The following is a 14,614-nucleotide window of genomic DNA, read 5'->3' on the forward strand; positions in this document are numbered from 1 at the left end:
GTCTTCAACCCCCTGAACCGGGGGGTTGAAACTACATCTTGGCCAACAGCTCTGAGAGCCAGACAATGTTACCGTAATAGGTATCGACCAGGAGGCCGGTAACGTACCAGACCGGGGCATGCGAGAGTTTGATATAACCACCGAGAGAAAACCGGGAACTGTAGTGCCAGACATAGTCGCCGGTCAGTTTCTTGAGGAGGAAACCGCTCGCCAGTTCCACCCCAAAAAAGACCAGCATATAACCAACGGCCCGAAAGAGGAGGGGGTAATAGACCAGCTGATTATGGACCGGTTCAAAGAGAAAGGCGATAAGACTATAGATCGGAAACATCCAGAGAGAGGTGTTGGCAGAAAGCCGCCAGCTTTTATTTTTGACCCTATCCTTCACACCGGTATAGAGGATCTCCCCGATCCAGCCGGCAAGACCAAACAAAAGATACCTCCAGACGGTAGCACTCATTGGTTTTTCCTTTCGATCTCTATAAAATTCGAGGTAACCTCATCCGGCATCTCGGCAAATGGTTTCTGGCAGAAGAGTGCCTGTAGGCGAGCCCTGCCTAAAGAAACATCTCCGGGTAACAACACTGAAAAAGTCTCTCCTTTTTCCTTGACCAGAGCACACCCCTCTTTGGGCCTAAAAAGAGGCTGTTTTCCTCCCCCCTCTGAGACCAGACTGACCTCTTTCACCCCAAACGGGTAATCGGTCACCTGCACGAAGGAAATTTCTGCCGGTTGACCGGGAGGGTACCGGTCAAAATCAGTGGTGAGGAAGATCCTCTTGTTGTGGTCCGCAATCGTGGTTCCGGTTTTGGAGGAGGTTTCATCCCAGAAACGGGGCTTTCCGGTATCCAGATGAAGCGTCTTCGTGTGATAAAAACCGAGGCCGCAACAGTCCTTATCCCGAAGTTCCTGCCATATTTTCCGGGCCAGATTGTAATTCAGTTGCAGATCAGCCGCCAGACCGTCTTTGTGAAGGCTTGCCTTCCCGGCCATCTTCCCGGCCTTCCGGAGTTGTTCATTTTCCTCCGGACTCCGGTAGCCGGAGCGGATCTGGATCGGGCGAATCCGGTAGTTATCTTCCAGGTAGTCCAAAAGGGCAATCAACCGGAGGGCGATCCGGTCTCCGTACTGATCGGCGCCAAAGAACTGATTGATCGCCTTCCTCCCCTCTTCGGAATAATCCTTCTCCTTGTTCCGGTAGGAGACCTTCAATCGACGGTGACTCCCCCACTCCTGGAGTGAAACAGTCCCATCCCCCTCAAGAAAGAAACGGCCATGCCCCGGCGGGAGAGAGAGACTGGTGGCATCGCTATTAAAAGAAAAACCGATCAGGCCCAGGAGAAGACTGTAAATGACCCGGTTATTCATCGGCCGCTCCACCGGTCCCTTGGCATCGCCTATGCCTCTGGTAACACCCCTGCATCTGTTTCTGGCGGCGTTCAATCTTGCGGTGGAGCCGGTCCCTTTCCGAAACAGACTTCACCACCGCCATCTTGTTATGGGTATCGGCCACCTGATTTTCCATCAGGACGCACTGACGACGGAGCGATTCGCAGTGGGATTTTCCCCCGCTCCATTCCGGTTCGGAAATCGGTTTGGCCTTGTAAGGCTCCTTTTTGCCAAGCACAAAGGGGAGATACCGCCTCGCCTGGGGGAAGGCCACTACCGGTGGAAGGGCAAAGGCCGCAGGGGCAACCCCCAACAAGAGAACCAGAACGAGGAACCTCACAGAGGCCTTAGTAGCGAAAAGGGGGGGAAAGGACAATTGATTTTTCGGTTGCCCCCCTCCCCGCTTCGCGCTACCCTTTCGGGGATGAAGCGATTTTGGCCCCTCCTCCTTCTCATCCTTGCTGGTTGCGGCTCCGGCGACGTCACAATCCAGGTCCCTTTTGTCCGCCTCTTTTATGTCGGGTCCGGAACCGGCAAGATCCTTTCCGCCACCTCGGCCGACGGGGTCAACTTTACGGAGGAATCGGGGACCCGCTTTGAAAAAACGGGCGCCCGTCACCCCGATCTCTTCGAACCGGTTTCCAACCAGTTTGTCCTCTTTACCACCAAGGAAAACCGGCTCTTCAAGGCGACTGCAGACAGTATGAACAGCACCTTTACCGAAGAGACAACCTTTGACTGGGACAAGGGGGGAAACTCCTCCACCCACGCCATCACCGCCACCGGCCAAGATGAATCGGGCAAGACCACAACCACGATAGTGACCTTTCACTGCGCCGACGGAATTATTAAACGATCTAACTATAGCACCAGCGAGGGGTCTCTTTCGGTTAATGCCCGGGCCCTGGTGAACAGCCACGGGAGTGGGGTCATCTGTGACCCAACCGTCATCAAAAAAGAGGATGGGACCTTTCTGATGTTCTACCGCTGGGCCCCTTCGGAGACGAGTACCGATGCGGCGGAACAGAAAATTTACGCCGCAGAATCCTCTGACGGGTTGGATTACACCGCTGGGGTCGCCAAGAAGACAGAAGGCTCAAACTTCAAAACGGTGGCGACCAATGTTGTTCGCGATCAGGCCTCCGCCCCATCCGCAGTCAAAACAAATAGCAGTAAGGTTTACCTTTATGTTCAGGACGGGACCGGTTCCAGCTCTTCGGGCTTAATCGTCGGGATCAGCAAGGATCAAGGGGAAAATTTCAGTTTTCAGTCGGTCGCGATCACAGGCCTTTCCACGGCGAAGGCCCAAGACCCGCATGCGGTCCAGTTGGCAACAGAATCAGAAGAGGTGGTTCCCTAGGTGTCAGATTTCTGAAGGAACCGTTTCCGGTTGTAGAATATTCGCAGGGACAATCAAAAACCCGGCCGCCGCCTCCTGAAGGACAAGGGGAGCGACTCGAGAGGCGACGGCTACCGCACCCAGAACCGCGGCGGTGGCCGCCACGACCGTCCCCGGGACCTCAACGGCGGTCCCCCGGATCACCTCCCAATCGTTTCTGGCGGTGGTAACCAGCTCTTTCCAAAAAGAAGGTCCTTCAACAAGAATCCTCTTGGCCCCATTTCCCGGTGGGAGGGCACGACCACCAGGCGAACCATCGCCCGGCAATGCCGGAGCTCCCGGAGGGGTATCAATGGTCCTGACTGGAACCCCTTCTTTGGCTAACTCACGAACAATTTCAACAACCGTAACACGAACTGCTTCACGATCAAAACCGCCACCACCACCGGGAGGACCTCTCCGGTTATTCCACCAATGCCGGAGCCCCTCAATGATCCCATGACCAAAGACGGCCGCCACCGCCCCACCCACCACAAAGACAGAGACAAGCCAACCCCACCCGGGGGCCCCCTCTGGCGCCTTTGGCGCCACCTTCATGAGCGCCTTGGCAAACTCTTCCACCCTTGCCGGGTCGTCCACCTCAATCGGGAGATTGCGGAGGTGTTCCGGTAATCTTGCCCGTAACGCAGCCAATCCTGTTTCACCACCGGCCTTTTTGGCCTCCACCATCTCCCTCAGATTGACCCCGGAATCACCGATCCCCTTCCCGACAAGATTTTCCCGCCAGATCTCAAACTGATCCCTCGTCAGTCCTCCTACGAGTAACGCCCCCCCCTGCCTTCGGAGATAGTCCCCCTGGATCCTTCCCCAGGCGGCATAGGTCAACGCCTCCCATGATTCGTTCGTTCGAAAGGAGTAAGGTATCTCAACGTCCGCTTCCCTGACCGCCAGTGAATTCTTGGTCCTGTCATTGACCCGGTCCGCCACCAGAAAGACCCGTCCTGTTAAATCATCCCTCGCCATCGCGATCAACGGACTCCGGTAGGCGGTGTCCGCAGGGTCAATCACCCCCCGTTGAATCTTGACCCATTGGTCATTCCAACCAGGCAGTAAAAGATCCGGGCTTGAAACATCCCGGAGAGAACCGGTCAGTCTCGTGAGAGAACTATTGGCACACGGGAGATCCCCCACCATCAGGACAACATCTTCCTGGACTGTCGGGGAGGGAAGGACAAGAGGACTTTGGTCCGGCGGCATCTCCGGAAGTTCTACCTCTCCTTTGACGCAAACGGAATAAAAGCCAACCTGACCGGCCAGCGCCTCTTCGACATCTTGCCGAAGAGGAAGATCCTCCAAATAGGTCACCGGTTGCGTTCCTGGAAAGCCGATTGTCCTTGTTGATCCTGGTTCACCCATAAGAAAAACCCCCTTTTAAATTCAGCAGTATTATCGTCAGGAGGCGGGCGGAGTTGTGGGGAAAGATGCGGAAAATAGAAAAATGAAGAGATATCCGATTGTTAGGGAATAACCTTTGGAAGAAGGCTCCTTTCAGTCACAGGCCATGTCGCTGGGAGTGGTAGTGCGGGATCTCCCCTCCCCTCCATCATCCGATCAATAACTGCTTCCCTCAACCCCACAGGGGACTCCGAAGGGGGGAGAGGATAGCCACCCCTTTCCAAGAGGGCCTCTAATCCCGGCTGGGCCGTTAGTGAATTACCATCTGGGGAATTAAGGGCCGCCGTTGGGATGGAAGGGGTCAAACCGCGAGGAGGCGTCGGCCCCCCTTTATTCGGCACCGGCAGTTCACGGCGCCCGAGGTTCGCCCCATGACTCATCAAATTTTCACTCACCGTTATTTCCAAGGCAAAACGCCGGACAAAATCATCGGCCTCAGGAACCGTTGCAAAGGGGGTTCCGATAAAGGCGGGGATTCCGTGAGCCCCACGCACAGGAAGATTACGAACCGTCTCCCGCAACACCGCCGTCCCCTCCTCCGGTGTCCCGTCATAGGCGACAAAACCCAAACGGGGGTGCATGGCCAGTTGGGCCGCTGAACCGGCCGACGGCGCATGGAACTGGACCGGTAATCCAAACCTTCGGGCCGCATCGGCAAACCACCGGGCCACCAGTCTGTCCCCTTTTTCTGTGGAGGTCAAAATCAGACTATTACCAACAGCCAAGGCCCCGGACAAAAGGGCCGCCAGTGATGGAAGTGGTGTATGGTCTGAACCGATGACAAGCCCAACCCCCCTTGGACGGTACCTCAACTCTGTCCTTTCACCGGGATTGAAAGAGGTCGGTTGGGGTTCGACAAGCCGCGCGGCACTAACAGTCATCTGCCGGATCACCGTTGCCGCACCGACGGCCTCTTCTTGGGCATCGAGATAGCCGATCCCATACTCCGTCGCGAGCAACGCCACCAGTTCATCCTCATGCCCGGCAACATAGGCGGCCAAACGATTCAGCGAATTTTCTCTTGTCTCCCATCGGAACTCTGCCGCTTGGCTTATCTCAGCCCTTTCAATGATCCCATTAAAATCAGGGGAAACATCCGTTACAAGGCGTCGCCTTAAACTGTCCGACCTCTGGGCCAGCTCAACTGGGATCATTGTGTTAGAGGTATAGGACCGCTTTGCCCTTTCTGGGCGCCTCTCCGGACGGACACGCATGAAAGGGGTCAGGGAGTCTGGCCCGCCTGCCTTGGGACCGGTTCCGGACATCCCAAAACCACCGAACGGTTCAATGCCAACGCGGGCACCAGTAATCCTTCTGTTAATGTAGAGGTTGCCGGCCCTCGCCTCGACCGTGAAACGCCGGATCTCACGCGGGTTGCGTGAGTAGAGCCCTGCTGTGAGGCCGAACTCTGTATCATTTAACAAACGGAGCGCCTCGTCAAAATCGCTAAACGTCAGGACAGAGGCGATAGGGCCAAACATCTCCTCTCGGAGAACAGGATCAGAAGGTGGCGGCTGGACAATAAGCGTGGGGGAAACATAGGCACCGTTCCCCTCCATTGGTCCTCCATGACTGTAAAATTCTGCGGTGTCTCTCAGTCTCTCCCGGGCCGGACCTAACTGATTCTCATCGATGGTGCGTCTTGCCCGCTCATCGATCAACGGCGGCACCTCTGTTCCGGAGTCAAAGGGGTCTCCAACCTTCAGGCTCCGGAGCGCTGGCACAACCCGTGCCATGAACTCGGCGTAACGGTCCTCGTGGATAATCACGACTGAACAGGCGGAACATTTCTGCCCGGCATGACCGGTCATCGATTGAACAAAACCCCGCACGGCATCATCCATATCGGCATCCTTGCTGATGATGATCCCGTTTCGTCCCCCCATCTCGGTCACCGCCCGACGACTGCTCCCAAAGGAAGGGAGGTACGGCTGGGTGACCGCCCTCTCATAAAGACTCAAACCAACCGCTTTAGAACCGGTAAAGGCGGTTGAGGTCACGCGAGGGTCATTGACCAACAGCTCTCCCAGATCCCCCGCCCCAAAAACCAGATTGACCAGTCCCGGTGGAAAACCGGCCTCTCTCATTAGTCCCACAAATTCTGCCGCGATGATTGGTGCGGTGGAGCGTTCCGACGGCTTCCAGACAGCCGCATTCCCGGCGGCTACTTCTTGAAGAGTCATCCCGAGACCGATCGAGGCAAAATTCCATGGGGAGATGACCGCCCCGACCCCCCCTCCTCTGTAAATATCGGTATCGACCTCCATCAGGAGACGGGCATACCATTCGGCAAAGTCAATCGCCTCGGCGATATCGGCATCCGCCTCACGCCGGATCTTTCCGGAGGTCATCACCAGGGCGGTCAGTCGATTACGGTCCCGCCTCAGGAGTCTTGCGAAACCGAGAATCACCTCGGCCCGTGTCATGGGGGGTGTTCTGTTCCACCCGGTGGCCGCCGCGGCCGCCATAGTAATGGCATGATTGACAACCTCAGGGGTTGAATCAGGAACTGAACCGATCTCTTTTTGACGGGCAGAGGCCACCACCCGCTCAAACTCTTCCCTGACAGAGGCTTGACGAAAATCGAGGAGCGGTTCCGGTCGGAAGGGTCCAAACGGACCGTCGGCAAAGGGTGCTTCACCCAAGGGTGATTCACCCAAAGGTTGATTGACCCCTTGAGAAGCGGCGGCGAGGGCGGCAACCTCAGTTGGGGAACGGAGCAGGATTTCAGGATCTGGTCTCGAACGCCGGCTCTGGACAAAACCTGAGTTTGAGCTGTTTTCCAAAACCCTCCTCACAAAATAGGCCATGCCGGGGATCAGTGGGCCGACCGGGGTATAAAACCGGCCGTTGTATCCCCTCCCCTCGACCGCGGCTCGCAAGATATCCCCTTCCATCCCGGCCAACATTTCAAAATCGATCGCCTCTTTGGGGACCCCCAACCTTTCAGCAATCGCCATCCCCCTGGCAAGGCTCCGAACATTGTGGCTCCCAAGATCGGGACGCAAGAAACGCCAATTGGCAATCAGACGTCTCGCAAGATGCTCCCAGTTGGCATCCGTCTCCCATTTATTGACAAAAACCGGATAATCCCAACCGTTCTGGGCACTGATTGATGTTTCAAAATCCCAGTTCGCCCCTTTGACGAGACGGATCCCGATCGGGGTACCGCCGCGGCCCGGAAGATCCCAGTCATCAACTTTATTGACCGGTCTTTGCACCCAACCCTCAAGACGATTCAAGTAATTTTCCGCATCCTTAAGATAGGCCTGGATAACAATGGCGGCGTCCCGGAATTCTCGAAACCGCGGTTGGGAAAGGACCTTCATAAAAATATAATAGGAGAGTTCGGCGATATCGTATTGTTCCAAGTCAATGGTGATCGCAACGCCATTTTCCATGCAGGCTTCAAAAATCTTGGTGAGACGCGGGGCGACCCTTTGGTAACTCCCTTCCCGGTCAAGCGGATCGAGGTGAGGTTCCAGGGCGGTCAGTTTAATCGATACCTCGGCAAGCAATTTACCACCCGTGGTCCGAGGCCTGCCGGCATACTTCTGGCCCAAGGCCTTGATCATCTCTTCATAAGCGGTGACCTGGCGGTTCGCCTCGTCGTCACTCAGGCTCGCCTCCCCCAAGAGATCAACGGTTGCGTAGATCCGATGGCGGGCCAGCCGGTCCAGCTCCGGGGAGGCCCCGGTAAGATTCTCGCCCGGGATGAAGCGACGCCCCATCGAGACAATCTGGGCCCGCACCATCTTTGTGATCAAACCTTTTAGATAACCGGTCGGATGACCCAAGAACCTGTCCATCGTATGAAGAACAGGGTCGTTCTCAACAACATACTGGTAGACATGATCGGCTACAACGGCAGGATCGTTTTCGATCGTTGGAAAGGCCGAGGTCAAAAAAAGGATCTGTCGCAACCGCTCCGGATCCCTCGCAATAAAATTCATGACCAGCCGCTGGAACCAGGTCTCTTTGACCTCATCCTTGTACCGCGTTGCTTCTACAAGCAACTGACGGCCGATTTCTTTGGTCCTCCTCTCAAGTGGGTCTCCCGAGGGGGGGGATGGCGGAGTGCCGCTCGAATTGGGGGGACCCAAAGAAAAAGAGTCAACGGGGGGAAGGGCAACTTCAGGAGGGGCCCCTGCCGAAAAAACACCATTGCTCTCATCAATCGTCACACAGGAGCTCGCGCGACGAAGAGGGTCTTCTGTGCAAAGGGTAACGGTCATAGGAGTGGCGTCTTGCGGGGTTTTATCGCCTACAGAGGGATTTGGTTGCGCCCTTTTTAGGCGACCGTTTCTATCTTCTGGGCGAGCAGGGTCACGCGGTCTTCCGCCACCTCGGCAAAGCCACCGGAGATCTGGAAAGACTTTGTGTCAGAGCCGCTGGTATAGGTCAAACGCCCCTCCCCCAGCTCTGTCAGAAAAAAGGTGTGTCCGGGAAGGATCTGGAACTCCCCCTGAAGACCGGGAACAGTGAGTGAATCGGCCGATTCACCGAGACAGACCGCCTTCTCAGGGGTCAGGATTGCCAGTTTTAGTTTTTCAGCCATGATTTTCTCCTTTTTTACCGGACACCCACTTAAGCCGCTAATTTCTGGGCCTTGGCCAAGACCTCCTCAATCGTTCCAACCATATAAAACGCCTGCTCCGGGACATCGTCATGTTTTCCTTCCACGATTTCCCTAAAACCGCGGATCGTGTCGGACAACTTGACATATTTTCCTTCCAGGCCGGTGAACTGGGCCGCCACAAAGAACGGCTGTGAAAGGAACTTCTGGATCTTCCGGGCTCTAGAGACAGTCAGCTTGTCCTCTTCAGAAAGCTCATCCATCCCAAGAATGGCAATAATATCTTGAAGGTCTTTATACCTCTGCAAGATCTTTTGAACATCGCGGGCTACTTGATAATGCCCCTCACCCACAACCTGCGGTGTTAGTAATCGGGAGGTCGAATCGAGCGGGTCCACAGCGGGATAGATCCCCAGTTCTGCAATCTGCCGTGAAAGAACCGTCGTTGCATCCAGATGGGCAAAGGTGGTTGCCGGCGCCGGGTCGGTCAAGTCGTCGGCGGGGACGTAGATCGCTTGAACCGAGGTGATGGAACCCTTCGTGGTCGAAGTGATCCTCTCTTGCAACTCACCCAGGTCGGTGGAAAGGGTCGGCTGGTAACCAACGGCCGATGGGATCCGTCCAAGGAGGGCCGAAACTTCGGCGCCCGCCTGGGTAAAACGAAAAATATTGTCAACAAAAAGAAGGACGTCCTGGTTCTCCTCATCCCGGAAATACTCGGCCACCGTGAGCGCTGAAAGACCGACACGGGCGCGGGCCCCGGGGGGTTCGTTCATCTGCCCGTAAACCAGGGCGGTCTTGCTGATAACACCGGATTCCTTCATCTCATGCCAGAGGTCATTCCCCTCGCGGGTCCTCTCTCCAACGCCACCAAACACCGAGAAACCGCCGTGCTGTTTGGCGATATTATTGATCAGCTCCATGATGATAACCGTCTTGCCGACGCCGGCGCCGCCAAAGAGACCGATCTTTCCCCCCTTCGCGTAGGGGGCGAGAAGATCCACTACCTTGATCCCTGTCTCAAACATCTGGACGGCTGTGGACTGTTCCAGAAAGGAGGGGGGTTTGCGGTGGATTGGATAGCTTTTTTTCGTTTTGATCGGTCCCATTTCATCCACCGGTTCACCAACAACATTGATAATCCGCCCTAAAACCTCCGCCCCGACCGGCATCTGGATCGGTTCACCGGTATTCAGGACCTCTCCCCCACGAACAAGACCGTCGCTCGCATCCATCGCCACACAGCGAACCGTGTTTTCCCCGATATGCTGGGCCACTTCCAAGACCAGATTCCACGGCTTGTCATTAATGGAGGCATTGGTGACTTTGAGCGCCGTGTAGATTTCGGGGAGTTCCGAGATCGAAAACTGGACATCGACCACCGGCCCGATGACTTGAGTGATTCTCCCTCGTGATAATTCTTTGGCTTTCATACCTTTTTCTCCTTCAATAGTTATCATTTTCATAAATGTCCTGTTTATTTTAATGCTTCTGCTCCGTTAACAATATCCATCAACTCCTTGGTGATTGCGGCCTGGCGGATGCGGTTCAGTTGCAGTGTTAAACGATAGATCATATCCCGGCAATTGTTGGTCGCATTTTCCATCGCCGCCATCCGGGCCCCCTGCTCACTCGCAATCGATTCAAGAAAGGCAATAAAGATCTGCGTCGCCAGCCAGGTTGGCAACAACACCTTTAAAACTTTTTCGGCGGAGGGTTCGTAGATATAATTGGTTAGGGACTTATTTTCCGGGTGAGCGGTTTCCGTAATCGGCAATAACTGCCGAATTCTGATTTCCTGAGAGATCGCCGATTTAAAACCGTTGTAAACAATAAAAAAGGTGTCAAAGAGACCGCTCTGGTATCCCTCGGCAACCTCCTGGGCCAGCTGGACCGCCTGGTCAAAGTCAAAACCATCATAGAGGCCGGTCAAAACCTTCGGAGTTTCCACCTGCCTTGCCCGGAAAAAATCTCGCCCCTTTTTACCCACGACGGAGAGATTGATTTCCTGGTAAGTTCCCCTCCCCTGCCGAATAAAATCTTCCGTTTTCCGGAGGAGGTTCCCGTTAAAACCACCACAGAGACCGCGATCGGAACTGAGGATAAAAAAATCGGCCCTCCTTTGGGCCTGATTTCTGAGTAAGGGGATTTCAAGAACAGTCTTCCCCTCCTCTTGGGCCTGTCGGTAGCGATCGGCCACGTCGTGGACCAGCTGGTCTAACTTCGTAGCATAAGGGCGTCCCGCCACCAATCTTTGCTGGGCCCTGCGGAGCTTGGCCGCCGCCACCATCTTCATCGCCTTGGTGATCTTTTGTGTGTTTTTCACCGAACCGATCCTTTTGCGTATGGTCTTGGGAGTCGCCATGGTTTAGACGGCAAAGCGCCCCTTAAATTCATCCAGCGCCTGTTTGGCCTTTTCCTTCCACTCCTCCGAGAGGCTCTTTTTCTCCCTGATCTCCTTGACCAAACCAGCCTGTTTGGTTTCCATAAAAAGGGTCATCTCGGTTAAATATTTCTGAACCTTCTCTGTAGGAACCTCGTCCACGTAACCGTTGGTCGCGGCAAAAATAGAAAGGACCTGTCTTTCAACCGGCATCGGCTGGTACTGCCCCTGTTTCAATACCTCAACCAGCCGGGCCCCCCGGGCCAACTGGGCCTGTGTCGATTTATCCAGGTCGGAACCAAACTGGGCAAAGGCGGCTAATTCGCGGTATTGGGCCAGTTCCAGACGGAGGGTCCCAGCCACCTGCTTCATCGCCTTGATCTGGGCATTGCCGCCGACACGGGAAACCGAAAGCCCAACGTTAACCGCCGGACGGACACCGGCGTAGAAAAGATCGGTCTCCAGATAAATCTGCCCATCGGTGATTGAAATAACGTTCGTCGGGATATAGGCAGAAACATCCCCCGCCTGGGTCTCGATTACCGGCAGGGCGGTCAGCGATCCTCCCCCTTTTTCCTCGCTCATCTTGGCGGCACGCTCGAGGAGACGCGAATGAAGATAAAAAACATCACCAGGATACGCCTCACGCCCCGGGGGCCTTCGAAGGATCAGAGAGAGCTGGCGGTAGGACACAGCATGTTTGGAAAGATCGTCATAGATGATCAGGGCATGCATCCCGTTGTCCCTGAAATATTCCCCCATCGTGCAACCGCCGTAAGGGGCCAGAAACTGGAGTGGGGCTGGATCACTGGCATTGGCGGCCACCACGATGGTGTATTCCATCGCCCCAAAACTCTTCAATTTATCGACCACCTGGGCCACCGTTGATTGCTTCTGACCGATCGCCACATAGATACAAAAAACGTCCCCCCCTTTTTGATTGACGATAGTATCCATAGCGATGGCGGTCTTCCCCGTCTGGCGGTCACCGATGATCAGTTCGCGTTGCCCACGGCCGATCGGGATCATCGAGTCGATCGCCTTGATCCCGGTCTGGAGCGGTTGATGAACCCCACGGCGGGCGACAATTCCAGGCGCCTTGATCTCAATCTTGCGATATTCCTTGGCCGATAGGGGGCCCAAACCATCAAGCGGTTCACCCAGGGCGCTCACCACACGTCCCAGAAGCCCCTTCCCTACCGGAACCTCAGCAATCCGCCCCGTCCTGGCAACGGTATCCCCCTCTTTGATTTCTAAAACCTCTCCCATCACCGCAACACCGACCGTGTCTTCCTCCAGGTTTAAAACAATCCCCTTCACCCCGTTTTCAAAGGTCACTAATTCCCCCGCCATCACCTTGTCCAGACCATGAATCCTGGCGATCCCGTCACCCACGGAAAGGACGGTTCCAACCTCGGAGGCCTCGGCCTTTTTCCCATAATCCTTGATCTGTTTTTTAATGATCGAACTGATCTCTTCAGCGCGTAGTTCCATCTTTTTGTCTCCGTGGGTGAACCACCCTAAACCATCCCGATTAATTGTTCCTTCAATTTTCTGATTTCCGAACGGACAGAGCCGTCGTACAAGACGCCCCCTTCTCTCAACACAACCCCACCCACGAGGTCCGGATTGATCTTTTCCACGATCACCGGTTTTTTCCCCGTTTTCTGGGACAAGAACTGCCCGGCCCGCTTTAAAAAATCTCTGGAAAGTGGGGCGGCACTGGCAACCTCGATACGCACAATCCCCCGAACCTCATCCAACAACCGTCCAAATTCAAAGGCAATTTCTGGAAAAAATGAAATCCTGTTTTTATCCAGTAAAAGATTTAAAAAATTTCTTGTTTCGATGGAAAGTGACAAATGATCGGCAAATTGGCTGAATAGCTGTTTCCTCTCTGAAAGAGGGTAAAAATTATCCGCGAGGGTCTTGATGACTTCGTGATTTTTTTGAAAAAAGAGCGCAGCCTTTTCAATCTCGCCCCCCAAGAGGTCGATCTTGCCCGCCTCTTCCACGACAAGAAAAAAAGCCCTTCCATACCTTCTGGCCAGTGACCCTGGATTCATTGAATTTCCTCTAATCTTTTGAGATACCCGTCGGCAAGCCGATGGCGGTCTTCTTCCTTCAAATGATCTCGAATTAATTTTTCAGCAATTTCTGTGGCCAGCAAAGCGGCCTCCTTTTGCAAGGCGGCACTGGCCTTGCGGACTTCCTGATCGGCAATCTTGGCCGATTCTCCCACCATTCTTTTTTCCCAGTCGGCCGTTTCCCGAAAAATCTTTTGCTTCTCCAACTCCCCTTCTTTTGTCAATTCTTCGACCAACCGTCCCGCTTCTTCCTCGATATGATTTAACCTCTTTTGATACCCATGGTGTTTTTCCGAGGCCTCACGCACCATGCGGGCCGATTCTTCAAGCCGCATCGAAATCTGCAACCGGCGATTCCTCCAAAACTCCCTGGCCGGTTTTCGCAGGAGAAAAAAGAGAACCCCTATAAAAATTAAAAAATTGATGATTGGCCAAATCATAAAGGCCGCTCCAAGACTTTCTCGGCCAGATCCCGACCGAGTTGCTGGGCGTACTGGCGGAGCTGAAGGGCAACCTCGTGCCCACGGCTTTCAACCTGTTTCTGGACTTCTTGCAAATGCCTCTGACCGGCTTCCCTCACGCGCCGGAACACCTGGGCCTGATGCTGTGTGGCCTCCCCTCTTTGCCTCTCTTTCACCTTCAACCCTCGGGTCCGCGCCTGGGCCAAAACCGCTTCAATCTGCAGGAACATTTTTTCCGTTTCCCCTTCGAGCTGGTCTGCCCTCTGCCGTTCGCCATCGGTCTTCTCTTGACGGGCCTTTAAAATCTTGAGTGTTGGCAGAAAAACAGCCTGTCGCAGTGTCAAAAAAGCAATGAGAAACAGCGCCCATTGGACAAAAAAGGTGGCATTGGGGAAGAGGTCAATCATTGAAGAGGCGGAAACCTAGTATGCCGCTAAGACCTTGTCAAGAAGCGGGGAGGAACAGTTTTCCAGGCTAATAACTCTTTGTGGCGGTAGCCGCTTCCAGATTATGAACCGTCGCCTGTCTTCCCATGCTACAGGAGCCTTCGAAGATGACTCCCTCTTCAATCACGAGTGTCTGGGCCCCGATATCCCCCCGAATGGTGGCTGGGGAGTGCATCTCGATCCTGTCTTTGGCCGTGACTGTGCCGGAAACTTGGCCGTGGATGATGATGCTACCCACCTCTATCTTGGCATCGACCTCGGCCCCCTCACCAACGATCAGGGTCCCTTCCGAGAAGATCTCACCGGTAAACTTCCCATGGATCCGGACCGTCCCTTCGAAGGTGAGCTTGCCTTCGAACTCACACCCTTTCTCGAGCAGTCCATTCATGGAGGTGGTCACCTCCCTCACTGCCTTTTCTCCGAACATAGATAGCCTCCTTGGGTAACACCCCATTGGGTGACTCACCCTTGGGCGAAT

14 protein-coding genes are annotated in these 14,614 nt (G+C 54.7%); 1 reads left to right on the forward strand and 13 read right to left on the reverse strand.

The window, feature by feature from the left end:
- Positions 1 to 31 precede the first annotated feature (31 nt).
- The 3 genes from HYS22_05915 to HYS22_05925 are packed head-to-tail and all read right to left on the reverse strand — an operon-like array spanning position 32 to position 1,729.
- Positions 32 to 460 (reverse strand): hypothetical protein, encoded by a 429-nt coding sequence (locus HYS22_05915; GenBank protein ID MBI1909687.1) that lies wholly within the window; start codon positions 458 to 460, stop codon positions 32 to 34.
- Positions 457 to 1,368 (reverse strand): DUF882 domain-containing protein, encoded by a 912-nt coding sequence (locus tag HYS22_05920; GenBank protein ID MBI1909688.1) that lies wholly within the window; start codon positions 1,366 to 1,368, stop codon positions 457 to 459. Before HYS22_05920 ends, HYS22_05915 begins: the two co-directional genes overlap by 4 nt.
- Positions 1,361 to 1,729: a hypothetical protein gene (locus HYS22_05925; GenBank protein MBI1909689.1), complete on the reverse strand. Its 369-nt coding sequence runs from the start codon at positions 1,727 to 1,729 to the stop codon at positions 1,361 to 1,363. The genes HYS22_05920 and HYS22_05925 overlap by 8 nt, the downstream gene beginning before the upstream one ends.
- 84 nt (positions 1,730 to 1,813) lie before the next feature.
- On the opposite strand from HYS22_05925, the gene HYS22_05930 reads away from it, so the two are divergent.
- On the forward strand, positions 1,814 to 2,749 hold the full coding sequence (locus HYS22_05930) for a hypothetical protein (GenBank protein ID MBI1909690.1): 936 nt from the start codon (positions 1,814 to 1,816) through the stop codon (positions 2,747 to 2,749).
- 3 nt (positions 2,750 to 2,752) lie between these two features.
- Here the strand turns inward: HYS22_05930 and HYS22_05935 are convergent, their stop codons facing one another.
- From HYS22_05935 to HYS22_05980, 10 genes are all read right to left on the reverse strand, one after another.
- Positions 2,753 to 4,144 (reverse strand): hypothetical protein, encoded by a 1,392-nt coding sequence (locus tag HYS22_05935; protein ID MBI1909691.1) that lies wholly within the window; start codon positions 4,142 to 4,144, stop codon positions 2,753 to 2,755.
- 101 nt (positions 4,145 to 4,245) lie between these two features.
- Positions 4,246 to 8,418, reverse strand: a complete 4,173-nt coding sequence (locus HYS22_05940) for a bifunctional proline dehydrogenase/L-glutamate gamma-semialdehyde dehydrogenase (GenBank protein ID MBI1909692.1) — start codon at positions 8,416 to 8,418, stop codon at positions 4,246 to 4,248.
- 56 nt (positions 8,419 to 8,474) lie between these two features.
- Positions 8,475 to 8,741, reverse strand: a complete 267-nt coding sequence (gene atpC / locus HYS22_05945) for a F0F1 ATP synthase subunit epsilon (GenBank protein ID MBI1909693.1) — start codon at positions 8,739 to 8,741, stop codon at positions 8,475 to 8,477.
- A gap of 29 nt (positions 8,742 to 8,770) precedes the next feature.
- Positions 8,771 to 10,192, reverse strand: coding sequence for a F0F1 ATP synthase subunit beta (gene atpD / locus HYS22_05950; GenBank protein ID MBI1909694.1), 1,422 nt, complete (start codon positions 10,190 to 10,192; stop codon positions 8,771 to 8,773).
- A 44-nt stretch (positions 10,193 to 10,236) separates the two neighbouring features.
- Positions 10,237 to 11,124 carry an ATP synthase F1 subunit gamma gene (gene atpG / locus HYS22_05955; protein MBI1909695.1) on the reverse strand — a complete coding sequence of 296 codons (888 nt, stop codon included), beginning with the start codon at positions 11,122 to 11,124 and terminating at the stop codon, positions 10,237 to 10,239.
- Between the two features lie 3 nt (positions 11,125 to 11,127).
- Positions 11,128 to 12,636: a F0F1 ATP synthase subunit alpha gene (locus HYS22_05960; GenBank protein MBI1909696.1), complete on the reverse strand. Its 1,509-nt coding sequence runs from the start codon at positions 12,634 to 12,636 to the stop codon at positions 11,128 to 11,130.
- A 26-nt stretch (positions 12,637 to 12,662) separates the two neighbouring features.
- Positions 12,663 to 13,208, reverse strand: a complete 546-nt coding sequence (gene atpH, locus HYS22_05965; GenBank protein MBI1909697.1) for an ATP synthase F1 subunit delta — start codon at positions 13,206 to 13,208, stop codon at positions 12,663 to 12,665.
- Positions 13,205 to 13,669, reverse strand: coding sequence for an ATP synthase F0 subunit B (locus HYS22_05970; protein ID MBI1909698.1), 465 nt, complete (start codon positions 13,667 to 13,669; stop codon positions 13,205 to 13,207). The genes atpH and HYS22_05970 overlap by 4 nt, the downstream gene beginning before the upstream one ends.
- Positions 13,666 to 14,097, reverse strand: coding sequence for an ATP synthase F0 subunit B (locus HYS22_05975; GenBank protein ID MBI1909699.1), 432 nt, complete (start codon positions 14,095 to 14,097; stop codon positions 13,666 to 13,668). The genes HYS22_05970 and HYS22_05975 overlap by 4 nt, the downstream gene beginning before the upstream one ends.
- Before the next feature lie 67 nt (positions 14,098 to 14,164).
- A complete protein-coding gene (locus HYS22_05980; GenBank protein ID MBI1909700.1) occupies positions 14,165 to 14,590 on the reverse strand; it encodes a polymer-forming cytoskeletal protein in 426 nt (141 codons plus the stop codon).
- Positions 14,591 to 14,614: the final 24 nt, after the last annotated feature.

The organism is Deltaproteobacteria bacterium (assembly GCA_016177765.1).
Taxonomy (GTDB): domain Bacteria; phylum UBA10199; class UBA10199; order JACPAL01; family JACOUP01; genus JACOUP01.